Source organism: Vagococcus lutrae (genome assembly GCF_003987555.1).
Classification (GTDB): domain Bacteria; phylum Bacillota; class Bacilli; order Lactobacillales; family Vagococcaceae; genus Vagococcus_A; species Vagococcus_A lutrae.
Map to the genome: position 1 here is coordinate 117,656 of NZ_NGJW01000001.1, position 24,354 is coordinate 142,009.

Here is a 24,354-nt window from a genome sequence, read left to right on the forward strand (position 1 = left end):
TCTCCCCCTTATATTAAGAAGGTTAGTTTAACTGAGAAAGTGAGGCAATGCGTTCTTTAACAGAGGCTTGTTTCGCTAAATAATCTTGCTCTTTTTCTCGTTCAGCTTGAACCACTTTTTCAGGTGCATTGGCTACAAAGCGTTTATTCGCTAACTTCCCTTGTACTAACTGCACTTCTTTTGTCCATTTCTCTAGTTCTTTTTCTAAACGCTTGATTTCTTCTTCAATATTGATTAAATCAGCAAGTGGTAAATAAATTTCGGCTCCTTTAATGACCGCACTCATAGCTGTTTCTGGTGCGACAATGTCAGTTGAAATTTCAAGTGTTTCCGGGTTACAAAAACGCTCAATATAAGACGTATTCGTTTCAAGAAAAGCTTGTGTCACATCATCTTTCGTTTTAATTAATAGCGTAATTGGTTTTGACATAGGGGTATTAACTTCTGCACGAATATTACGAACAGCGCGTATCAAGTCTTTTAATACTTCCATGCCTTCAGTTGCTTTTTCATCTAAGTAAGAAACGTCCGCTACTGGATAATCAGCGACGACAATTGACTCACCTTGATGAGGTATGCTGTCCCAAATTTCTTCTGTTACAAATGGCATGATTGGATGTAATAAGCGTAAAATATTATCTAAGACATGAACAAGAACGCTACGTGTCATAGCTTTTTGTTGCTCATCTTCGCCGTATAATACTTCTTTACTCATTTCGATATACCAATCACAAAAATCATCCCAGATAAAGTTATAGAGATGACGACCGGCCTCACCAAATTCAAATCGTTCAAATAAATCTGACACTTCTACAATCGTCGCATTTAAGCGTGCTAAAATCCATTTATCCGCAACCGTCTTATGTCCGTCTAATTGAATGTCTTCATATGTCATATCGTCAATATTCATCAGTACGAAACGACTAGCATTCCAAATCTTATTAATAAAATTCCATGCAGCATCCATTTTATCGTAACTAAAGCGCATGTCCTGTCCTGGCGTAGAGCCTGTCGATAAGAACCAACGTAACGCGTCCACTCCGTATTGGTCGATAACATCCATTGGATCGATACCATTGCCAAGAGATTTACTCATTTTACGTCCGTCTTCCGCTCGGATTAATCCGTGCATTAAAACATTTTCAAATGGACGCTCTCCTGTAAACTCTAAACTTTGGAAAATCATTCGACTCACCCAGAAGAAGATGATGTCATAACCTGTGACTAAAGTCGACGTTGGGAAATAACGCTGATAGTCCGCATTGTCTTCATCCGGCCAGCCTAATGTTGAAAACGGCCACAAGGCAGAGCTAAACCATGTATCTAAAACATCCTCATCACGACGCCAATTTTCGCTGTCGGCTGGAGCTTCTTCTCCAACATACATCTCACCTGTTTCACGATGATACCATGCAGGAATCTGGTGTCCCCACCATAGCTGACGTGAGATAACCCAGTCGTGAACATTTTCCATCCAACGCATGAATGTTTGATTAAAACGAGGTGGATAGAAGTTCACATCATCATCTGTCGCTTGATTGTCCATTGCTTTTTGGGCTAATGGCGCCATCTTAACGAACCACTGAGTCGACAGACGTGGTTCAACGACGACACCCGTACGTTCAGAATGTCCCACACTGTGAGTCATTTTTTCTATTTTGACTAAATAACCAGCTGACTCTAAATCTTTAATAATTTGTTTACGCGCATCAAAGCGGTCCATCCCTGCATACGCTGCGACAGTATCATTCATTGTACCATCATCATTCATCACGTTAACACGTGGTAAATCATGACGATTTCCTACCTCAAAGTCATTAGGGTCATGAGCTGGGGTAATTTTTACGACCCCTGTTCCAAATTCCATATCGACATATTCATCTGCAATAATCGGAATCTCTTTTTCTACGATGGGTAATATTACCGTCTTGCCGATAAGCGCTTGATAACGCTCATCATCTGGATGAACTGCAACCGCTGTATCTCCGAGCATTGTTTCAGGGCGTGTCGTCGCAATTTCTAATGTTTGACCACTGCCATCAGCTAACGGATAAGCCATGTGATAAAAAGCACCCTCTACATCTTTATGAATCACTTCGATGTCAGATAAAGCCGTTTTCGCTTTCGGATCCCAGTTGATAATATATTCTCCACGATAGATTAAGCCTTTTTTATATAATTGAACGAAAACGCGATTAACTGCTTGTGACAAGCCTTCATCTAGTGTAAAACGCTCGCGACTGTAATCCACAGAAATACCTAACTTTGCCCACTGTTCGCGAATGTGGTCGGCATATTCTTCTTTCCACTCCCACGTTTTTTCTAAGAACGCTTCACGACCTAAATCGTAACGACTCACTCCTTCGGTTGCAAGCTTTTCTTCTACCTTCGCTTGCGTTGCAATTCCAGCGTGATCCATACCTGGTAGCCATAAAGTATCATAGCCTTGCATACGTTTATGACGAATAATAATATCTTGTAGCGTTGTATCCCACGCGTGACCTAAATGTAATTTTCCAGTAACGTTTGGTGGAGGCAATACAATCGAATATGGTTTGGCATCGGGATTACCGCTTGGTTTAAAATAGCCACCTGCTAACCATTTTTCGTAGCGTCCTGTTTCTACTTCTTTTGGCATATACTTTGTCGATAAATTTTTGTCAGTCATTTTAGCCATCCTTTCTTTCATAAAAAAAAGCCCTAAACATACGGATGTATGTTTAGGGCGAATTCATCACGGTACCACCTAAATTTCAGTAAATGCATGTATTTACTGCTCATTCTGTATGTAACGAATACAACTCGTCGTGAGAAACTAATAGTCACACGAAACTCCCAAGCTACCTTCATAAGTCTCTTTTAAAAATCTTCCACCAATGATTTTCTCTCTATAAAAAGGGGGACTTACTACTCCTCTTGTTCATCGTCTTTCTATTAGTTTACAAGATAGTTTTGACAAAATCAACTACGAGTTAATCAATTCTTTTAGAGCTGTTAACGCTTCGTCATAATCTGGTTCTTGTTTGATTTCAGGAACAATTTGCACGTACGCAATTTTTCCATCTGTATCAATAATGAAAATCGAGCGAGCAAAAATACCCAATTTTTCAATAAGAATGCCGTATTCACGTCCAAAGAATAACTCAGGATCATGTAACATTTCCATATCGATGCCTTCACCTGCACACCAATTTTGTTGCTCTTCTCGTGAATTTTTTGAAATTGTCACAAGTTTTGCATCAGTTATTTTATTTGCTTCTTGATTAAAACGTTTCGTTTGTAACTGACAAACGCCTGTTTCGATATCTGGTACAACATTTAATAAAACGGGTTGTGTTAATAAGTTTGCTAATTGAACAGGTTCGTTGTTCAAATTATTTAAACTAAAATCTGGTGCTTTGTCGCCTACTTTTAAATCATTTCCAACTAATGTTACAGCTTCGCCACCTAAAGTTACTTTCATAAACTTATTCCCCTTTCTTGTGTTACTTTCTATTATAAAGGAATCGTCAAGAAATTAACATTAGAACGACTTGTTGTCTTATTCACCAAAGTTAAATTGTTTCGTTGAGGTGAAATTCTCATCGAAATAAATCAACGTTTGTAACTCAGTTGTTAAATCGATATATTGAACTTTAACATTATCAGGGACACGCAAACGATTAGGTGAGAAGGTTAAAATCGCGGTCACACCATTTTCAATCGCTAAATCTACGACATCCTGTGTATGCTTACTCGGAACGGTCGAGACTAAAGTTGTAACGCCTTCTTTTTTTAACGTTTCTGGCATCTCAGATAGGTCTTGTACGACAATATCACGAACCGTTTGGCCCACAATCTCTGGATTCGTATCAAACGCGCAAACAATGTTTAAATTATGATTACGTCTAAAGTTATAACGAGCTAACGCTTTACCAAGATTTCCTACTCCGACTAACGCTATCGGTTTTTCCACTTGCGTATTTAAGACATGCCCAAAAACTTCAATCAAATAGCTCACATCATAACCGTAACCACTCCGACCTAGTTCGCCAAAGTGAGAAAAATCACGACGTATGGTCGCAGATGGGATTTGAATCATTCGGCTAAATTCTTTAGATTTGATACGTTCAACATGAGATTCTTCTAATTTTTTTAAATAACGATAATATAACGGGATTCTTTTCGCTGTCGCGTTGGGAATTTTATACTCCTTCATTTTCATCATCCACCTCTTGTTAATCTTTTCACACTAAAGTGTATCATTCATTGTGAAAGAATACAACTAAAGTTTGTGATTTTACATACTTATTGTAAAAAAGACAAGAAAAAACCACTTAATCATTGCACATTCAATGACAAGTGGCTTGTTAAATTATAATAAATCTGTGAAGTCTTCTTCTTTTGCTTGTAAAAATTGGTCGCGACTATTAATTTCTTCAATCGTAATACCTGCTAAGGCACGTTCTATTAATCCTTCAACATCTAGTCGTTGCTCGTATTGTATACACTTTTCTAATTTAGGTTTTGTTTTCGGTTGAGGTGGCGCAAATATAGTACAACAATCTTCAAATGGTTGAATCGCTAAATCAAATGTGTCGATTTCTTCTGCCAGTTTGATGATTTCAGTCTTATCGGTTGAAATAAGAGGACGTAAAATAGGTGTGTTCGTTACATCGTTGATTGCGACCATGCTTTCCAACGTTTGAGAAGCAACCTGTCCTAATGATTCCCCATTAAAAATAGCCAATGCTTTACGCTGTACACGAATAGCATCTGTCAAACGCAACATGAAACGACGTGTAATCGTCATGAGATACCCAGGTGGAACCTCTTTTTTAATCGCTTCTTGAATTTCTGTGAAAGGGACTGTGATAAATTGAATACTCCCTACATACGGCGTTAACTTGACCGTTAAATCTTTTGCTTTGTTTAAAGCAGCTTCACTCGTATAAGGCGGACTATAAAAATGAACCATTTCTAATTCAACTCCGCGCTTCATAGCTAAGTAACCGGCTACTGGTGAATCAATCCCCCCTGAAAGCATTAACACCGACTTACCACTCGAACCAACAGGTAAGCCGCCTGCACCATGAAACATTTCTGAAGATAAAAAAGCCCCGTTATGACGTATATCTACTCGCACGTCGATATCTGGTTGTTTCATCTGAGCTTGAATACCAGGTATTGCTTCGATAACGGCATGACCAATTTCACGATTTAATTCCCGCGTATCAAGTGGAAATTCTCTGTCAGCTCGTTTCGTCGTGATTTTAAATGTCTGACCTTCTTCATAACGCTCTTTTACCATCTCAATCGCCGTTTGATAAATCACTGATAATTCTTTTTCTACTTGAATGGCTGGTGAAAAAGTCTGAATACCAAAGACTGGTTTCAAGGCTGCTATGATAGGCTGGCTTGGCTCTCCATTGAGTTTTAAATGCATACGGTCACGATGCGCTTGAACTTTCACATTAGGAAAAGCATGCAAGGTGTTTCTAACATTTCGTCCTAATTGATTAATAAATGCTTTACGATTACGGCCTTTTGTTGATAACTCACCGTATCGCACCATAATTTCTGTATATTCCATAATAAATCCTTTCCCTATTTAACTTTTAGAAGGCTTGTGTAAACTTTTTATAAAGATGATCAAAAACGATTAAAAATTGTTCGACCTCTGGCAAGGTAGACGTTTCTGAAAAACTCACGCGTACAGCTGTCGTTGCTTGTTTTTCAGGAACATGCATTGCTTTTAACGTCCCATGTGTACTTGCTTTTTTACTTGAACACGCACTGGTTGTAGAGATGTAGATATCTTTTTCTTCAAAAGCGTGAACGAGTACTTCTCCTCGAATGTTTTTTAAACCAAAACAGACAATATGTGGCGCGAACGCTTCTGTTGATTCTGAAAACAACGTCACATTGTCATATTCTGACAAAGAAGCAATCAGATAATCACGCAAACGTGTCATATGTATTTCTTTTAACGACACATCTGTCAGCTGTAAACGTAAAGCACGTGACATTGCAACAATCCCTGCTAAGTTTTCCGTCCCACTTCTTTTACCATGTTCTTGCCCACCACCGGTAACAAGAGAAGCAAGCTTACGACCTTTACGCCAATACAACAAGCCCACTCCCTTAGGACCATGAAACTTATGTGCCGATAAACTCGCAAAATCAACACGCTCCGTCAACCACGCGGTAAGCGGAACTTTCCCTATTGCTTGCACGGCATCCACATGAAAATGAATCGCTGGATAATCTTTTAACAGGTCACTAATTTCGGAAATAGGTTGAATCGTCCCAATTTCATTATTTACCGCCATACACGAAACAAGTATTGTGTCTTTGCGAATTAGTTTTTCAAGCTCTGAAACAATGACTTTACCTTGAGTATCCACAGGCGCATAACTTATTTCAAAACCCGCTTTAGCTAACTGTTCACATGAGCGATAAACAGAAGCATGCTCTACACTTGAAACAATAATGTGCTTACCAAAAGCCGCCTTTTCTAACGCAGTTCCTTTTAATACCCAATTATTACTTTCGGTTCCACCACTAGTAAAATAAATTTCTTCTGGTGCTACTTCTAATAATTCAGCCGTTTGTTTGCGAGACTGTTCTAGCAAACGTGTGCTTTGACTCCCCAATCGATGTAAGCTAGAAGGGTTACCTATCATCCGCTCTGTTGTCTGAATATATGTTTGCAAAACACTCGGTAATACCGGGGTTGTCGCACTATTATCAAAATAAATCATTCTATCGTCTCCTTGTAAAATTCTTTCCTATTATAGACCTTCTCTTTCATGAGCGCAACTTTCACACAAGCAAAAAAGCTAAAACAGACGGGCTGCTTTAGCTTTCCTGATTAATACATCATTTCTTTATTTTGGAAATAAATGGATTCAATTCGTTTAAAAGCTCCAGGTTCTACCGCTTCTAATGCGACACCAATTTCATCCAACGCTGTTTGATAACGATATTCTTCTGTGAAGAAATGCAAGCTCTTATTAATCGCTTGTTCAATTTGTGGATGACTGTGACGGTAACGATTAGCGTACTGTAACATTTGTTCCGTTAATGCCGCACTGTCGACTAACTCATTCGTTTTTTCATCTAACAGCAACATATCTTCGTCACAAAAAGCCACTAACTGATTAATCTCATCCATGTCAATTCGAATCTTACTTAATTCACGTGAAAGCTCTTCAACACGGTCGGTTGCCACAAAGAAGAATTCTAAATACTCTTGTGGAACACCAGGTAGACGTTGTTGATCAACGTAACGCTTCATGCGACGCAACTTAAATTCATACGTTTCAATTTTTTCTGCTGCGACTTCTTCGTCTTTACGCAGATTTTTCAAGCTGTCGCTAATTTCTACTTGTTGATTTTCCGTATCTTCCATCATGTTTAAACTTGCTTCAATGGCTTCAGCACTTTCGCTGTAAATAACCGTTTCATCTTTTAAGTGTTCTTGAATTTGTAATAATTGACGTTCAATTCCGTCAAGCTGTGTTTGGAATGAGCGTGTCATGCCTAGCTCATTATTATTTAATGTATAGCTTTGAGACGTGTGGTCTAGCTCTATCATTAAATTACGATTATTTTTCATCACATGAGCCACAAATTTTAAGGCCACATCAAGATTTTTTTCGACATATTGACGAGCTTCAATTTCTTTTTCTAAACGCTCATATAACTGATCAATTCGTGTTGTCACTATACTACTAATATTTTGGACTTCTGTTAACTCCATTTTCTTCAATGCTGATAACGCATCATCAATCTGCCCACGAGTTTGACGAACTTCTTCAGGTAAATCTTTCGTAGGGAATTGATAGTGTTGCTCTAACAGTTTATTATAGCCCGCTTCAATTTCGTCCAATTGACCCGGGAAAGTATCTGTTAACTCTGATACTAATGGTGGTATATCATCCACTAAGTCAGCTAAAGCGTATGTATCTTCTTCTGCTTGAACTAAAACCGTACGAGCTTCCATAGGATCGCCAGAAGAGTTTAAATTAACAAATTGTTTAAAACTCTTTTCAATTTCTTCTGCTTTTTCTTGAACTACTGGTAAAGCAGGGCCAAATGAGTCTGATTCATTTTTAATCTGCTCATTAAGTTCACCAAACTGGTCGAGAGCTTCTTGTACAGCTAAAGAATTGCGCTCTTCACTGTCTTTCAACTCTTTCAAACCTTGACGAATTTCAGCGACTTCCGTTTCCATTTCGGTCATGGTTTCATCTACGGCAGCAATGGCGTCTTTTACATTGAAAAAACGAAACGTTTCATTTAAATTTTCAACTTCAAATATGCGACTTTCTAATTCTGCGAAAGAAGACGTCGAAATATCTTCCCACTTTTGACTCCATTCACGAAACGTATTTTGACTTTGACCTACCAAGTGCATTTTTTTAATCTCATCGACTTCATCAAATACAGGCAAATCAAACAAATCTAGTTTACGCTGTTCTAATTTTTTTAATTTTTCTTCATTTCGCCGCTTCATCAGAACTCCTATAACATAGGAAATTGCCGCTATGACAATGATGATAACGAAAACCAGTAAAATGGTATTGGATTTCATTGACGTTCCTCCATTATGCTTTTTTATAGGCAACATTTCTTTATTTTATCTATGGATAGTTATAATTTTGCATTATCCCAGTATTTTTCAACTATTTTTCATTATATCATAACTTTGTATGTGATTCACTAGAAATCTTATTTTTATCTTCCTTTTATCTGATGCTAAGAACTTCTATTACTTCCTATATTGTTGAACAACTTTCCATTCATCTTCATTAAGTACTCCAGCGAGATACAAACCTCTCGCAATACCATCTTCGTTATGGCTAGTCGTGATAATATCCGCTTGTTTTTTAATTTCCTCTGCGGCATTCCCCATAGCCACACCGATTCCAACCCCATTTAACATCTCAGAATCATTCCAACTATCACCAAATGCAGCCGCCTCTTCGACTTGCAAGCCATAATAATCTAAAACTGCCTCAATCCCCTTCATTTTAGAGCCCTCTTCAGAAATTATATCTGCACTATACGGATTTGAACGGGTAATTTTACACGGCGGTAAGTCTTTTTCAATCGCTACTTGCTCCGCTTTACTCAGCATCATAATAATTTGATAGACAGGTCTTTTTGTCCGTTTCACACGATTTTTGCCGCGACACCGGCTCTTTATCCAACTTTTCAGTTGCTGCATTTTTTGAAGCACGGCATCACTTTTAGGTAGATAGCGCTTGAGTCGTTTAGCATATGGTTTTTGCGCAAATAACATAAAACGACTTCCTCTTAGTTGATTCGCCTCTCCTAATAACAATGAATACTGTTGTTCTTTCGCTATCCTAATGATTGTTTCAACCGTCTCTAGCGCTAGTGGTTCTTCACGCAGTATTTCTTTCTGGCTCGCTGTATAGGTAAACTGTCCATTATACGTCACATAGACGTCCATCTCCATGCCATCAACTTGGCGGTCAAGTTGATACGGGCCTCGTCCTGTCGCAATCGCACAGATAACACCTTTGTTCTTTAGTAAATCGATTGCCATACGCGTGCTAGGTAAAACTTTAGCACTGTCATTAACAAGGGTGCCGTCGATATCAAAAAATACAATTTTTATCATGTTACACATCCTAAAAAAGTGTTGTCTGTTTTGGATGCAAATCGTGATACTCAAGCTTCATGCTTTCTATCACGTTCAGGGCATTGACCCCTGCATCTCCGCCAGAATTATTATTAAAAATAACATAAAGTGATTCAACTTCCTGTGCCATTTTAATAAAATCTTTTTGTAAACTCGCAAGCTCTCGTTCATTATAGCGATAAAGCGTTCGAAATTTACGCCAGTCCTCGCCCTTCTTTTGCCAGCCCTCTAACGAGCGACCATGAAGACGAACGACGCCAGTAGTCTTCGTTGTAGTGACAGGCATATAAGGCACCGACTCGTCTGGAACCTGCGGCTCATCAACCGTGACCAACGTTAACTGGTGATAGGTTAAAAAAGCTATCGTCTTATCTTTGTACTCAGGGCTTAGCCAACTCTGATGACGAAACTCAACAACTACGGGCAGCTTCCCACAGATTCGTTTTAAGCGTTTAAGATAGACTAACGACGCTGTCTCACAGCGAAATGTCGGCGGAAACTGAAATAAAATGGCTGCTAATTTTCCAGAATCTTTTAATGGCGAAATGGCTGCTTGATAGCGAACATACATCTCTTTTTCACTTTCAAAAAAGTCGCTCCATGACCGATGGAGTGTCATAGCTTGATGTGCTTTAACGATAAATTTAAATGAGTCTGGTGTTTGCTCCACCCACTTTTTAACCGTATCAGGATGAGGTATCGCATAAAAAAAGGTATCGACTTCTACAACAGGGAAAGTTGAAGCATACTCTGCCAAAGTTAATTGATTTTTTTGAAAAAGATGACCATGCTCTGACCACGTTGTTAATCCGATTTTTATCACTTTTTTCACCTTTCCCTCTTTATTTGCTTAAATTTTAGCCGATATAAGGTAAAATAGCAATGAAGGTGTTATCAACACTATTGATTCAACGCTTAAAAGATGAAAAAAGGAGTCCATCATGAAAAAAATATTAGTATTACACACAGGCGGGACGATTGCGATGAGTGAAGATCATCAAACAGGGGCAGTCACGACGACGGGCTTGAACCCTCTCTTACACCAACAACTACAATTTGATGAAGATACACAATTAATTATCGAAGACTTTTTACAGCTACCTTCTCCATATATGACACCTAGCTACATGCTCTTAATAAAAGAACGTATTCTAACTGGAATCGATGAAGGTATCACGGGCGTGGTGATTACGCATGGGACAGATACATTAGAAGAAACGGCTTATTTTTTAGATGTGACGATTGGTGACCGTATTCCCATTGTACTAACAGGCGCGATGCGTTCTAGCAATGAAATCGGAGCAGACGGCTTATATAATTATCAAACGGCTATTAGAGTGGCAAGCTGCGATGAGTCCATTGGTAAAGGCACGCTAGTCGTAATGAACGACGAAATTCACACGGCTCGTTATGTCACAAAAACACATACGACAAACGTCGCGACTTTCCGAACACCGACTTTCGGCCCCATTGGTCTAGTTACAAAGCAGCATATTACCTTTTATCAACAGTTAATTGAACATCATTGTTTAAATATTGAGTCAGTCAATGGGACGATTCCTATTATTAAAGCTTATGCCGGTTTAGGCGACAGCTTATTTCCGATGATTTTAGGTAGTAATATCGATGGGCTCGTCATAGAAGCCTTAGGCGCAGGAAACTTACCTCCCGAAACACTCCCTGCTCTTGACCATTTGCTAGAAAAAAACATCCCAGTCGTTTTAGTATCTCGTTGTTTTAACGGTGTCGTAGAAGGCGTTTATGATTATGACGGTGGCGGTCGTCAGTTAGAAAAAAAAGGGGTTATCTTTTGTAATGGCCTCAACAGTCAAAAAGCGCGCCTTAAACTATTAGTCGGCTTAAATGCTGGTCTGGACGACAAGCAGCTCTATGATTTTTTAGTGGAACATGTGTAAATAAAAAAAGCTTTGACGCATGCGTCAAAGCTTTTTATGGTCCCGACTGGTCTCGAACCAGCGACCCCTACCTTGTCGAGGTAGTGCTCTCCCAACTGAGCTACGGAACCGAACTAATTACGATTATAAGCGAAGAACGAAAATATGTCAAAGCCTTTTCAAAAAGAAAAAGACTTACCTTTAAAGGTAAGTCTTTTTGGCAATTATAAACGTTCGTTTAATTCTTTCGCTAAGTCTTCAAAACCAGGTTTGCCTAATAAAGCAAACATATTTTTCTTGTATGCTTCAACTCCCGGTTGGTCAAATGGATTGACACCATTTAAGTAGCCAGAAACGCCGACTGCTTTTTCAAAGAAGTACATTAAATAACCTAATGTATAAGCATTTTGTTCAGGAATTGTGACGACAAAGTTTGGTACGTCCCCATCTGTATGGGCTAACAATGTTCCTTGGAAAGCTTTTGTATTAACAAAGTCAATATCTTTTCCTTGTAAATAACCTAAGCCATCTAAATCTTTTTCTGCCATAGGAATATCTAGGTTTAAACGAGGGTTGTCAACTTTAATAACTGTCTCAAAGATGTTACGACGTCCTTCTTGAATGTATTGTCCAAGTGAGTGTAAGTCTGTTGAGAAGTTGGCACTTGAAGGATAAATTCCTTTTTGGTCTTTCCCTTCAGATTCGCCAAATAATTGTTTCCACCATTCAGAGAAGTATTGCAAGCTTGGCTCGTAATTAATTAGTAATTCAGTCACTTTTCCTTTACGGTATAAAACATTACGTAACGCAGCATATTGATAAGCAATGTTGTCTTCTAACTTATCTGTAGCAAAATCTTTGCTTGCTTGAGCAGCACCAGACATTAATTCATCAATATCAGCACCACTGGCTGCAATTGGCAATAAACCAACCGCTGTTAAGACTGAGAAACGACCTCCAACATCATCTGGAATCACAAACGTTTGCCATCCTTCAACGTCAGCTTCTTCTTTTACTGCTCCACGTGCTTTATCTGTTGTCGCATAAATACGTTTGTTTGCTTCTTCTTTTCCGTATTTTTTGATTAATAATTCTTTAAAGACACGGAATGCAATGGCAGGTTCTGTTGTTGTTCCAGATTTTGAAATAACGTTAACAGAAAAATCACGATCTCCAATAATATGAATTAAATCTGCTAAATAAGATGAGCTAATGCTATTTCCAGCAAAAAAGACTTGGGGTGCTTTACGTTCATCTTTGTCTAATAAGTTGTAGAATGAGTGGTGTAAGAAATCAACCGCTGCTTTTGCCCCTAAATATGAACCACCAATTCCAATCACGACTAAAACTTCAGAGTCTGATTGAATTTTTTCAGCTGCTTTTTTAATACGAGCAAACTCTTCTTTATCATAATTAGTTGGTAAATCAATCCAACCTAGGTAGTCGCTCCCTGCACCTGTTCCTTCATGAAGTGCTTGATGTGCTGCTGTTACTTGTGTTTGCATGTATCCCAACTCGTGTTCTCCAATAAAACGATCCACTACGTTAGAATAATCAAATTGAATGTGTGCCATTCTTGTTCCTCCTTCAAAGGTTTCGAATTTCCTTACTTCCTATACTTTACGTTTTTTTCAGTTTTTTTTCAAGCTTTCGAGCTGATTATTACAAGGTAGAAACATTACGCTTTGTTCAATAACGATACCTATACCAATCCTTGTGAAAGCATTCCTTGCGCAACTTTAGCAAAACCTGCTATATTAGCACCGGCAACTAAGTTGTTTTTTTCAGCATATTCACAAGCCGTTTGTTGACAAGTTTCGTAAATGTTCAACATTATTTCATCAAGTTTTTGATCGACTTCTGAAAAACTCCAAGCAAGTCGTTGCGAATTCTGTGCCATTTCCAAAGCTGATACAGCAACCCCTCCAGCATTTGCTGCTTTTCCTGGACAATAGATAACATTGTTTTGTTGGTATGCTTGAATCGCTTCTAAATCTGATGGCATGTTTGCGCCTTCTGCCACAATTTTTACCCCTGCTTTTATCATGTCTTGCGCCAAGTGTTGCGTAATTTCATTTTGAGTAGCGCATGGTAAAGCAATTTCGTATGGAGCAGATAACGACCATACCGATTCATTTGCAACATAGGTCGCTTCAGGATGAACTTCTAAATAAGCTGAAATCCGTCCGCGTTGTTCTTCTTTGATTTTTTTAACTGTCTCTAAATCAATTCCTTTTTCATCATAAATATAACCAGAAGAATCACTACATGTTAGGACAAGTGCTCCTAATGCTTGAGCCTTTTCTATAGCATAGATAGCTACATTTCCACTACCAGAAACAACCACTCGTTTGTTTTCCAAGACCTCTTCTTGATCGGCTAATAAATGTTTAACAAAATAAACGAGACCATAGCCTGTTGCCTCTTTTCGCGCTAAGCTCCCCCAAAAATCGACAGGTTTTCCTGTTAAAACGCCTGCTTGAAACGAGTTTAGACGTTTGTACTGTCCAAATAAATAGCCAATCTCGCGATGTCCTACTCCTATGTCTCCAGCAGGTACATCTGTATCCGGTCCTATATATTTTTGTAACTCTGTCATAAAGCTTTGGCAAAAACGCATAATTTCTGCGTCAGACTTTCCTTTAGGATCAAAATCGCTACCTCCTTTACCACCACCAATAGGTAAAGACGTCAACGCATTTTTAAAAATCTGTTCAAAAGCTAAAAATTTCATAATACTTTCATTAACACTTGGATGAAAACGAATCCCACCTTTATAAGGTCCAAGTGTAGAATTATATTGAACACGATAACCATGATTAGCATGCCATTTTCCTTCATCGTCTTGCCATGGCACACGAAATTGTATTAAACGCTCTGGAATAATTAAAAGGGATAACAGGTCATGCTCGATAATTTCTGGATGTTCTGCCAAATAAGGTGCAATCGTTGGTAAAAACTCTGCTGTCGCTTGAATGAACTCCGTTTGTCCTTGATATTTTTGCTCAATTTGGTGTTGTAGCGTCGTTAAATATTGATTCACTGTCATAAAATCCCTTCTTTCTTGTTTCTTTTCTCATTATATCTTAACTTTTCTGAAAAAAACAGAAAAAATATCCTATCACATCACTAGTTGTGCGTCTTTGGCTATGATAAACTAAAGACGAATGGAGGTTTTACACAATGTATGATGTAATTGTGGTAGGGGCTGGTACAAGTGGCATGATGGCAGCGATTAGTGCAGCTGAACACGGTGCCAAAGTCCTACTCATTGAAAAAAATAAACGCGTAGGAAAAAAACTTCTATTAACAGGAGGCGGACGATGTAACGTGACTAATGCCCACGCGCCAGAAGATGTTATTGCCCATATACCCGGTAACGGAAAATTTTTATACAGCGCTTTTTCTCAATTTAATAATGAAGATATTCGCAAGTTCTTTGAATCACGAGGCGTTCAACTAAAAGAAGAAGACCATGGTCGTCTATTCCCAGTAACTGACAGATCACGCACGATTGTCGAAGCACTGCATAAGGCTCTCGTCGATAACGATGTTAAGCTCTTGACGAATGCTCCCATAAAAAAACTCTTAATCGAGGACGGACGTATCCAAGGCGTCCACTTAGAAAACGGAGAACGATTTGTCGCTCCTTGCGTGATTGTAGCGACAGGAGGGATGACCTATCAATATACCGGCTCCACTGGTATCGGTTATCGTTTGGCCAAAAAAGCAGGACATACGGTAACCCCCCTCTATCCAACTGAATCACCCATAAGACTGAACAATCCTTTTGTTGCCAAAAAAACGTTACAAGGGTTATCATTACAAGATGTTGCACTATCTGTTTTGAATACAAAAGGAAAAGCCCAAGTCACGCATCGTATGGATATGCTGTTTACTCACTTTGGCATTTCAGGTCCAGCTGCCTTACGTTGCAGTATGTTTGTGAACCAAGGTTTAGAAAAACATGGAGCGCCAGTCCAGTTAAGGCTCGACGCTTTACCTGACCGCTCTAAACACGATTTAGTCGCGTGGATTCAATCGAAACAACAAGAAGTCGGAGGCAAAACCTTGCGTAATGGCTTAAAAGGTCTTGTTCCTGAACGTTTATTACAATTTGCTATTGATGAAACGCAAACAAACGACCAAACTCCTATGAAACAATTACAACCAAAAGAAATTGACCGTCTTGTGACCTTTTTAAAAGAAATGCCTTTAAATGCTGTTGGTACCTATCCTTTAGACAAATCGTTCGTTACAGGTGGCGGTGTTTCATTAAAGGAAATTGAGCCACGATCATTTCAAAGTAAAAAAGTAGATGGACTATTCTTTGTTGGAGAATTATTAGATATTAACGGCTACACGGGAGGTTATAATATCACTTCTGCTTTTGTTACAGGTTATGTTGCTGGGAAACATGCTGCAGAAACTGCTAGCTATTTCCACTATTAATAGCTTTATATAAGGAATTACTATATAATAAAGGGACAATATACAGTGAAAATCATAAGGGGGAGTACGTATGTTTCAACAAAAAAAAGTTTATCAAACACTTGAAAATCGACAATTCACACCTGAAAGTCTTGCTTCAGAATTGGAGCAAATGAAACAACTACAATTTGATGATGTCTCTTATACTGGACTTAACCTAAATATGAATATGTTAATGACGCAACATATTCGTAACGATCGCTTTGAATTAATTGAAGTACAAAATGGTTTAGCGAAAAAAACCTTTGAAAATTGGCATCAAGACTTAGTTCTTGCGATTAAGATTTTCAATCACTTCGCTGATGAAACAAAAGCACACTTTCAATACTTTGTTGAAGAATCTAAAAAATTCCAAGAAGAAACAGGTTATAGCAACACTAGTCGCGAATTTAAAGATTATTTCGAACAAGGTAACAGCATGTATTTCCACGATGTCTTACACAGTGTTTTTGACCTGTCACGTCGCTTAGATTTATCTATCGAAGATTTTGAACAAGCATTAAAAATCGAAGGAGAGTCTTTAGAAGATTATCCACTTCCAGAAAAAAAAGTATTTGAACGAAACGTTTCAAAATAAGCTAAAAAGATACAAAAGCCTAGCGAAAAATCGCTAGGCTTTTTATAATTCAAAAAATATCGGTGTTAATTCTAATAGCATAACGGCATTCACATCTAGTAGGGTCGAATAATGAAATCCCTCGTCGATATAGCTATCAAAAACACTGATTTTAGGTCGTGTCATGGTCGCAATATAGCGTTGTGTTTCATAATCTAAAGAATGAACACTTTGAAAATCATAATACGAAGTAAACAGCGCCCCACTTTTTCGTGAAAAATCGATTTGCTTTACTTGATAATGGTGGGGAGGAATTTCAGGTATCATCCATTCATATTCAATTGATTGACTCTTTAAAAAGGTTTCCTCTGTGGATAAATCCGGATTAAAGTAACAAGAATGCCAAAGTAACAATTGATAAACTCCCCCATTTTTCGTTAGGATGTAATCTTTCCCTTCAGCTAAGAGTTCTCCTTCCATACGCTGTGCCAGTAATAAACAAAAATAAGCTGGGCGACGGCTTTGATAATAGTGAAATAGTTCTAAACTATCATTCGTAATAGGGCGTGTCTTTCTATGATGTTCATAAAGATCAATATTCAGCCAAAAGCCATACCCAGTTACCAATTTATCTAGTCGTATAATCTCCTTTAAAATAATCGCTCCTCTAAAAAAAGTGCCATTCATATTCCGAGTGTCTCCCGTTATTGTATTCCACTCCGTTAAATAAAGTGGCAGTGATACACCCCAATGATGCAACAACTGACGCAGCGCTTTGGTCTTATGATAAATATAATCATGAGCTGTTTCCGTTCCTTCTAACCTATTTTGAGCCATTCGAATGGCTTCATTTGGGTCTGCTCGAAAACTTAAAAACTGACAGTGAGGAACGATATTTCGCACAAAGAAACTGCGTTTTGACAATGACTGTCTTTCCATAAATGGATCAGGTAATGGAATTTCTGCGCCGATTTCTAGCATCGGATTTATCGAGCGACAAATAGCTAACACTTCGCAAAATGACGATTCGTAGCATGATGGCTCATCGGTATCAAATATTACATTGATTTTCCATTTTCCGAGTACTTTTTGACCGTATTGATTTTGTAAATGACGTAAAAAATTAATCCGTGCATGTTTTGCTTCAAGATTGAGTGACTGATAATCAGGTAAGTAAATATCATAAAATACAGAAAGCTGTTGTTTTTCTAAAAAATCCATGACATGGTCGAGTCTTTCAAATGCGGGAAAAGCACTCATCTTTTCCTGGCGATGAATATTATACGATAAAGGCACTTCGTAAAACAATGACTGTACTCCTATATAGTCAACCGTCATATCTTGTTGAATTTGACGAATCTCATTTTGAATACGCTCGTTGCTAACATTTTCTAAACAACCTAAATGTAAAATAACTTTTCCATGTTGTCGTTGTACGGATAATCCTTTAGAAAAAATCGTCCGTTGCTTGTGAGTATTAGCCGTTTCCATTGTCAGACGATCTTCTGTCTCATTCAGTGTATAGCGGTACATGGTTTGGGCAAGCGAATATGTCCATTCTTTCACTTCTTTTTTATTGTCTTTTGACAGCGACTGTTCCTTCTGATAAGACAAGCGATATTCACTTGGAGACACGTGGAAAAACTCGCGAAATTGTTTGCGATACGTCTTACTGTTAGCAAAGCCACTTTTAGAGGCTACTTCTTCAATTGTCTGGCTGGAATAACATAAGTCCATTAAACTATGTTTCACACGAATCATCGCAAGGTAACGCGAAAAATACATGCCCGTTTCCTTCTTAAAATGTTTTGAAAGCGACGCTGGCGACATATAAAATAACTCAGCCATTTTTTCCATTGTCACTTCTTCATGTAAATGCTGTGACAAATAGCTCAAAACTTCTGCTATTTTTTGACTAACCTCAGATTGACGGATACTGTCATGCTGTTCTCGTTGAAAATGCTGAACCAGGGTAAATAACAGTTGATTGACAAGTAAAGCAGATTTTAACTTTCCATATTGAGCATTCCCAAACTCGATTAAACATAGTTCTGCCACATATTTTCTCATAAGTAAAATAGCCTCACGTTTACCCGTCCGTAATTGCTTAGGTCCACATTCAAATGTCGCTTGAAAATACTCTGGAAATAACGAAGCAAAATACAAGGGGTTAATTCGCAACTCAATATATGTTCCTACTTGCTTTCCAGGTAAAAACTCAACATATTCCATAGGGTTAACAATAAGCATCATCCCTGATTGTAAGGTGATTTCTTCTTCATATACAAGATGCACTTCCCCTTCAATAGCTAATAATAACGTGACTTCTTGATAGATATGAAAATGGTAATGTGCGGTCGTAAACAAATTTAATTCAATATTGTGTTCCACTTCTTTCCCCTCCTTTAGAATGAATATTCCTATTTTACAGTCATTTGTTTCTATCGAGACACTTACATGATAATTCGTTCGTGTTTTTGAAATTAAAAGCATTGTGATAAGACATATTCTCTTTAAACTATAAGTTAATAATAAATGTACATTTATTTTAGCCATTTTTCAATTTATTTTTAAGGAGATGAAAGTGTGGAATCAACAATACAACCTTCAACAGGTCATTCGCGTTATCGCGGAACGAACAAATTATTAACTGGAATTGTCTTTAGTGTTTTAACATTTTGGTTATTCGCTCAATCATTTGTCAATATCGCACCACAAGTGCAAGCCGACTTAGGTATTAGCGACGGAATACTAGGAATAGGAATCTCTGTCACTGCTCTGATGAGTGGTATTTTCATTGTAGTAGCCGGTAGTCTTGCCGATCGATTAGGTCGCGTTAGACTTACTTATGTTGGACTACTGCTCAATATCATCGGGTCATTAGCTTTAGTCGTGACAACTGGAGCGCCTTTGTTTTTAATCGGTCGCGTCTTACAAGGTTTATCAGCTGCTTGTATCATGCCTGCCACAATGGCTTTAGTGAAAACATATTATGATGGCAAAGAACGTCAACGCGCCTTAAGTTTTTGGTCAATTGGATCATGGGGTGGTTCAGGTTTCTGCTCGTTCTTCGGTGGTGCTATCGCAAGTTCTTTAGGATGGCGTTGGATTTTTATTTTTTCAATCATAATTTCTGTATTAAGTGGTCTTTTTATTAAAGGTGTGCCAGAGAGCAAAGTAACGACTACCAACAAACAAGCATTTGATTTTGCGGGATTGATTCTTTTTGTCATTGCCATGATGTCTTTAAATATTGGAGTTTCTCAAGGTGCCACTCTTGGTTGGACAAGCCCTACTATCATTGTTTTATTTGTTACTTTCATTATTGGTATTTTTCTTTTTTACAAAGTAGAGATTTCTAAAGAAAATAGTTTCGTAGATTTCTCATTATTTGACAATCGCGAGTTTACTGGAGCGACTATTTCAAACTTCTTGCTAAATGCCGTAGCCGGAACATTATTCGTTATCAATACTTACGTTCAACAAGGTCGCGGTTTAACGTCGATGCAAACAGGGTTCTTATCCATTGGTTATTTAGCTCTTATCTTAATCACCATCCGTGTCGGTGAAAAACTTCTTCAAACAGTTGGCGCACGTAAACCAATGTTATGGGGAACTCTTTCCACAGGAATTGGGGTTAGTTTAATGGCTTTAACGATGGTACAAGGTACTGCCTATTTTATTTTGGTCTTTATTGGTTATTCTTTATTTGGTATTGGATTAGGTATTTACGCAACACCTTCAACCGATACTGCTATGTCTAGCATCTCTGATGAAAAAGCAGGAGTCGCTTCTGGTATTTATAAAATGGCGAGTTCACTAGGGGGCGCATTAGGAATGGCTATATCGGCTGCCGTCTATAATGGTGTCAGTCAAGGGGAATTCTTTACAAAAGGTGCTACCTATGGTTTAATCACAAACATTCTATTCTGTGTTTTAGCTATCTTATCGATTGTTTTTGTTATCCCTAAGAAAACAAAAGAAACATCTTTATCATAAAAATAAAAAAAGAAAGAGGCGTTTAATATGAAAAATCAAGAAGCTTTAGCCCTACTAAAAAAAGTGGTGCAAATGGAAACGGTACTTGGAAAAGAAAAAATGGTCGCCGATACGTTAGAAGAACTACTTACTTCTTATGGTATTCCTTGTGAACAAGTCGAATACAGCCCTGGACGTAATTCGTTAATCGCAACGTTAAAAGGAGCAGAAGAAGGCCCCGTTTTAGGCTTATCTGGTCATATGGATGTTGTCCCCGTTGGTGAAGTCGCTTGGGATGAAGAACCTTTTGCGGCTGTTGAGAAAGATGGCTTATTATACGGTCGAGGTACATGTGATATGAAAGCCGGTTTAATCGCCTGTGTCGTCGCCATGATTCGCTTAAAAGAAGCCAACGTACCATTCAAAGGCACGCTCAAATTACTTGCAACCATCGGCGAAGAAACAAGCGCAATTGGTGCCGGTCAATTAGTCGATTTAGGCTATGCAGATGATTTGGATGCCCTAGTTATCGGTGAACCTACGAATCTTGATATCGGTGTAGCTCATAAAGGCGCATTGTGGCCACAAATTACCACTTACGGTAAGACAGCTCACGGCTCCATGCCCGACCAAGGTGTCAATGCGATTGAGCATATGTTGTTAGTTATCAATGAAATCAAAAAGACATTTGATTTTGGCTCTTACGTAGATGATTTAGTCGGTGCCTCTACTTCTAGCTTAAATGTTATTAGCGGCGGCAACGGTACCAATGTCGTTCCTGACAAATGCACGATTAGTTTAGATATTCGTACTATCAAAAAACAAAACCATGAAACATTAAAAGCACAATTTCACGATATTCTAGAGCAATTAGAGAAAAGTGTGCCAGACTTTAAAGCGGATATTGAGTTTATCAATGATTTACCTTCCATCCGAACAGAATTAGATGATCCTTTCACTGTTCTAACTAAAAAAGTTGTTTCAGATGTTCGCGGTGAAGAACCTGGTACGTTTGGTATGACAGGCTATACTGATGGTTCACAATTTGGAAGAGCTAAAAAAGACTTCCCTATCTTAATCGTTGGACCTGGTGAAACCAAAAATGCGCACCAACCAAATGAACATGTCAAAATCGAAGACTTCTATAAAATGATTACTGTCAATGAAACGATTGCTCGTGAATTTTTAAGTCTATAAAAAATAAGCGTGCCGAATCTTTGAAACATTCGGCACGCTTATTCTATTCACAAATATCTACGACTTCCGCTCGCGTCGCCGCTTGTAAATCTTTAGGAGCTAAACGCATTTGATAACCACGTTTGCCAGCTGAAACGTAGATTTCTTCACATTGCATTGCTTCACTGGCTAAATATGTAGGAAAGTGCTTTTTCATCCCTATCGGCGAACAGCCACCTCGAATGTATCCCGTCACTTTTTCTAAATCATTTAAAGATAATAATTCGACTTTTTTATTGCCACTGACTTTGGCTACTTTTTTTAAATCTAGCGAATGATGACTAGGGATGACAGTGACAAGCGGGCCAGTTTGTTTTCCCACTAAAACAATCGTCTTATATAATTTTTCAGGCGCAATGCCTAATGTTATCGCAATTTCCTTCGCCGAAGCGTGTGTTTCTCCCACTTCAAATTCGCGCGTTTCGTGAGGGATTTTATTTTTTTCTAAAAAACGAACGGCATTCGTCTTGACATGATGTTTTTTCTTTTTCATCGAGAATCATCTCCTTTTCGCCAAAGTTCTTGCAGCTCTCTTACCGTCAACTGTCCCGGCGCTGAAGCTTCATGATTGGACAAAGATGCAAAGGTCCAAGGATTTCCCCACCGGTGTCCGCTAATACGTAGATTTCTTCCCCATTCGCCCATGCCAATTAGTAATAAGGCGGAAGAGCTCGTCTTGTTAGGAAACACATAGGCCTTTCGCATGCGTTCCAACTCTTCTCCTTCATTGACGTCTTTTGGCGTAACGGCTACTTTTATAATAGCAGGTTGGATTCTTTGCATCGCTTGTATCGTTTTTTGTATTGGTCGCTCCTCTACTCCTACCGTCCAGTCGTGCTTAGATAAAATAATTTTTCCCAAATGGTTATAAATAGATGAATGCTTACCGACCGTCTTCCATTTCGTCCATTCTACATCTAAATAAGTCACTGTTGGATGTGACACGACCCTGTCACAAAAATAACAATAATCATCTAAACAAGCAGTACCTTTGCCACCTTCAGCCACAGAGCGATAGGTAACAATCAGTGGAACAGTGCCAATTTTCATTTGTATCAACGTCAGTAGTCGGTCAATTTCCTCTAATGCTTGAAAAGGATAGTAATCAACACGCCACTCTAATATATCCGCGCCACTCATTATAGCCTCATCTATCATAGAAAAAAGAGCAGACTCATCACTGGCAATAAGAGGCACACAGATTTTTCCTACTAACTCATGATTTTCCATTTGCATGACCTCTAATCTAATTCATACAATAACACTTTCAAATAATTACCTTCTTCAAAATGTGGATGTACAGCAAAATCTTCAGGCAAACGATGCGTGGCAACCAATCGATAAGCACGATGACTAGTCGCTAACCCTGTTTCAACCATTTCTTTAAATCGCTCGTATGATAGACTAGCTACATTGGTAGACGCAATCAAATAACCTTTTTTCTCTATAAGTGGTACGATGTCTGCGACAAGTTGGTCGTAATCTTGTTGAACAGAAAACGTTCGCTTCTTATTTCTCGCGAAGCCTGGCGGGTCAAGTATCACCATATCAAACGTTAAGGCATGACGTTTGGCATAGCGAATGTAGTCGAAAATATCCATCACCACAATATTATGAGTAGTCAAAGCTAATTGATTGACTTCAAACATCTCGGTAGTTTTTTCACGACTTCTTTTGGCCAAATCCACACTCGTCGTTTCGATAGCGCCTCCCATTGCCGCAGCGACTGAAAAAGCCCCCGTGTAACTAAACGTATTAAGAACACGACCACCTGCCATCAGCCCATTAACTAGCCGCCCTCTGACTTCTTTTTGATCTAAAAAGATGCCCGTCATCATGCCGTCATCTAAATACGTCGCAAATGAGACACCGTTTTCTTTAACAATTAAAGGTTCTGGTGCTTTTGCACCGGCAATATGTTGTGATTCCGGTAGTCCTTGTAAATCAAAACGATTCTTCTCATAAATCCCTTGTATATCCTTCAACACTGCTTGGCATGCTTCTAAAAGGAGCGGCTTCGTTTGATACAAGCTATCGTTATACCACGTCAATAAAAGATAACCATCATACCAATCTATAGTTAAACCACCTAAACCGTCGCCCTCCCCATTAAAAATACGAAAAGCTGTCGTCAAATCATCTGCGAAAAAGGCTTGTCGCTTATCAAAAGCTTGTTGAAACAATCGCTCAAAAAAAGCACGATTAAGTCGAGCCGTCTGGTCGCGACTTATAATCCATCCCATCCCTTTGTTCTGCTTTCCTAAATAACCTGTCCCTACGTACTGCTGACTAGCATCATAAAAGGTCACCCATTCACCCGTTTGCCACTTAGTTGGCGACGACTGAATATCTTCTGCTTGAATAAGTGGATAGCCACTTCGTGCGCGCTTTGCCGCTCTTTTCTTTAATTGAATATTTATCATGATTCACTCACATTTCCTTCACATTTTTATGTCATGCTATGATTAGCTATTTATCTTAAGCTATGCCATCATTTTTCAGTTTAACACACTTTGAAACCAAAATAAAAAATGATTTCCTTT

General features: G+C 38.5%; 19 protein-coding genes, 1 tRNA gene and 1 other annotated feature. Of the genes, 5 read left to right on the forward strand and 15 right to left on the reverse strand.

Features of this window, described 5'->3' with window-relative positions; all coding sequences use genetic code 11:
* Positions 1 to 22: 22 nt before the first annotated feature.
* The 8 genes from CBF33_RS00615 to CBF33_RS00650 all read right to left on the reverse strand — a co-directional run bounded on the left by CBF33_RS00615 (position 23) and on the right by CBF33_RS00650 (position 10,487).
* Positions 23 to 2,668: a valine--tRNA ligase gene (locus CBF33_RS00615; protein ID WP_126760700.1), complete on the reverse strand. Its 2,646-nt coding sequence runs from the start codon at positions 2,666 to 2,668 to the stop codon at positions 23 to 25.
* Positions 2,669 to 2,718: 50 nt separating this feature from the next.
* Positions 2,719 to 2,933 (reverse strand) — a binding site (T-box leader).
* A 32-nt stretch (positions 2,934 to 2,965) separates the two neighbouring features.
* Positions 2,966 to 3,463 (reverse strand): thiol peroxidase, encoded by a 498-nt coding sequence (tpx, locus tag CBF33_RS00620; RefSeq protein WP_126760701.1) that lies wholly within the window; start codon positions 3,461 to 3,463, stop codon positions 2,966 to 2,968.
* Positions 3,464 to 3,541: 78 nt separating this feature from the next.
* Positions 3,542 to 4,204 (reverse strand): redox-sensing transcriptional repressor Rex, encoded by a 663-nt coding sequence (locus CBF33_RS00625; RefSeq protein WP_126760702.1) that lies wholly within the window; start codon positions 4,202 to 4,204, stop codon positions 3,542 to 3,544.
* A gap of 150 nt (positions 4,205 to 4,354) precedes the next feature.
* The gene (gene thiI / locus CBF33_RS00630) at positions 4,355 to 5,572 is read right to left on the reverse strand and encodes a tRNA uracil 4-sulfurtransferase ThiI (protein ID WP_126760703.1); all 1,218 of its coding nucleotides are present in this window, start codon (positions 5,570 to 5,572) and stop codon (positions 4,355 to 4,357) included.
* A gap of 25 nt (positions 5,573 to 5,597) precedes the next feature.
* Positions 5,598 to 6,743 carry a cysteine desulfurase family protein gene (locus CBF33_RS00635; RefSeq protein WP_126760704.1) on the reverse strand — a complete coding sequence of 382 codons (1,146 nt, stop codon included), beginning with the start codon at positions 6,741 to 6,743 and terminating at the stop codon, positions 5,598 to 5,600.
* Between the two features lie 110 nt (positions 6,744 to 6,853).
* The gene (locus tag CBF33_RS00640) at positions 6,854 to 8,578 is read right to left on the reverse strand and encodes a septation ring formation regulator EzrA (protein WP_126760705.1); all 1,725 of its coding nucleotides are present in this window, start codon (positions 8,576 to 8,578) and stop codon (positions 6,854 to 6,856) included.
* A 177-nt stretch (positions 8,579 to 8,755) separates the two neighbouring features.
* A complete protein-coding gene (locus CBF33_RS00645) occupies positions 8,756 to 9,634 on the reverse strand; it encodes a Cof-type HAD-IIB family hydrolase (protein ID WP_170167714.1) in 879 nt (292 codons plus the stop codon).
* 10 nt (positions 9,635 to 9,644) lie between these two features.
* Positions 9,645 to 10,487, reverse strand: coding sequence for a DUF72 domain-containing protein (locus CBF33_RS00650; RefSeq protein WP_211329513.1), 843 nt, complete (start codon positions 10,485 to 10,487; stop codon positions 9,645 to 9,647).
* 109 nt (positions 10,488 to 10,596) lie between these two features.
* Between CBF33_RS00650 and CBF33_RS00655 the strand changes: the two genes are divergently transcribed.
* Positions 10,597 to 11,571, forward strand: coding sequence for an asparaginase (locus CBF33_RS00655; RefSeq protein ID WP_023606409.1), 975 nt, complete (start codon positions 10,597 to 10,599; stop codon positions 11,569 to 11,571).
* Positions 11,572 to 11,608: 37 nt separating this feature from the next.
* Here the strand turns inward: CBF33_RS00655 and CBF33_RS00660 are convergent.
* The 3 genes from CBF33_RS00660 to gdhA all read right to left on the reverse strand — a co-directional run bounded on the left by CBF33_RS00660 (position 11,609) and on the right by gdhA (position 14,599).
* A tRNA-Val gene (locus CBF33_RS00660) sits at positions 11,609 to 11,681 on the reverse strand.
* Between the two features lie 93 nt (positions 11,682 to 11,774).
* The gene (locus CBF33_RS00665) at positions 11,775 to 13,124 is read right to left on the reverse strand and encodes a glucose-6-phosphate isomerase (RefSeq protein WP_126760707.1); all 1,350 of its coding nucleotides are present in this window, start codon (positions 13,122 to 13,124) and stop codon (positions 11,775 to 11,777) included.
* A gap of 128 nt (positions 13,125 to 13,252) precedes the next feature.
* Positions 13,253 to 14,599 carry an NADP-specific glutamate dehydrogenase gene (gene gdhA, locus CBF33_RS00670; RefSeq protein WP_126760708.1) on the reverse strand — a complete coding sequence of 449 codons (1,347 nt, stop codon included), beginning with the start codon at positions 14,597 to 14,599 and terminating at the stop codon, positions 13,253 to 13,255.
* Between the two features lie 134 nt (positions 14,600 to 14,733).
* Between gdhA and CBF33_RS00675 the strand changes: the two genes are divergently transcribed.
* A complete protein-coding gene (locus CBF33_RS00675; protein ID WP_126760709.1) occupies positions 14,734 to 16,002 on the forward strand; it encodes a BaiN/RdsA family NAD(P)/FAD-dependent oxidoreductase in 1,269 nt (422 codons plus the stop codon).
* A 70-nt stretch (positions 16,003 to 16,072) separates the two neighbouring features.
* On the forward strand, positions 16,073 to 16,618 hold the full coding sequence (locus tag CBF33_RS00680) for a hypothetical protein (protein WP_126760710.1): 546 nt from the start codon (positions 16,073 to 16,075) through the stop codon (positions 16,616 to 16,618).
* Between the two features lie 42 nt (positions 16,619 to 16,660).
* On the opposite strand, the gene CBF33_RS00685 is transcribed toward CBF33_RS00680, so the two are convergent.
* On the reverse strand, positions 16,661 to 18,988 hold the full coding sequence (locus tag CBF33_RS00685; protein WP_170167715.1) for a helix-turn-helix domain-containing protein: 2,328 nt from the start codon (positions 18,986 to 18,988) through the stop codon (positions 16,661 to 16,663).
* 195 nt (positions 18,989 to 19,183) lie between these two features.
* Between CBF33_RS00685 and CBF33_RS00690 the strand changes: the two genes are divergently transcribed.
* Both CBF33_RS00690 and CBF33_RS00695 read left to right on the forward strand, forming a co-directional pair.
* A complete protein-coding gene (locus tag CBF33_RS00690) occupies positions 19,184 to 20,596 on the forward strand; it encodes an MFS transporter (RefSeq protein WP_244919665.1) in 1,413 nt (470 codons plus the stop codon).
* Positions 20,597 to 20,623: 27 nt separating this feature from the next.
* The gene (locus CBF33_RS00695) at positions 20,624 to 21,772 is read left to right on the forward strand and encodes an ArgE/DapE family deacylase (protein WP_126760712.1); all 1,149 of its coding nucleotides are present in this window, start codon (positions 20,624 to 20,626) and stop codon (positions 21,770 to 21,772) included.
* A gap of 43 nt (positions 21,773 to 21,815) precedes the next feature.
* On the opposite strand, the gene ybaK is transcribed toward CBF33_RS00695, so the two are convergent.
* The 3 genes from ybaK to CBF33_RS00710 are packed head-to-tail and all read right to left on the reverse strand — an operon-like array spanning position 21,816 to position 24,231.
* Entirely contained in the window at positions 21,816 to 22,304 is a 489-nt protein-coding gene (ybaK, locus tag CBF33_RS00700; RefSeq protein ID WP_126760713.1) for a Cys-tRNA(Pro) deacylase, read from the reverse strand.
* Positions 22,301 to 23,041 carry a type I 3-dehydroquinate dehydratase gene (locus CBF33_RS00705; protein WP_170167716.1) on the reverse strand — a complete coding sequence of 247 codons (741 nt, stop codon included), beginning with the start codon at positions 23,039 to 23,041 and terminating at the stop codon, positions 22,301 to 22,303. Before CBF33_RS00705 ends, ybaK begins: the two co-directional genes overlap by 4 nt.
* 11 nt (positions 23,042 to 23,052) lie before the next feature.
* Positions 23,053 to 24,231, reverse strand: coding sequence for a class I SAM-dependent rRNA methyltransferase (locus CBF33_RS00710; RefSeq protein ID WP_126760985.1), 1,179 nt, complete (start codon positions 24,229 to 24,231; stop codon positions 23,053 to 23,055).
* Positions 24,232 to 24,354 lie beyond the last annotated feature (123 nt).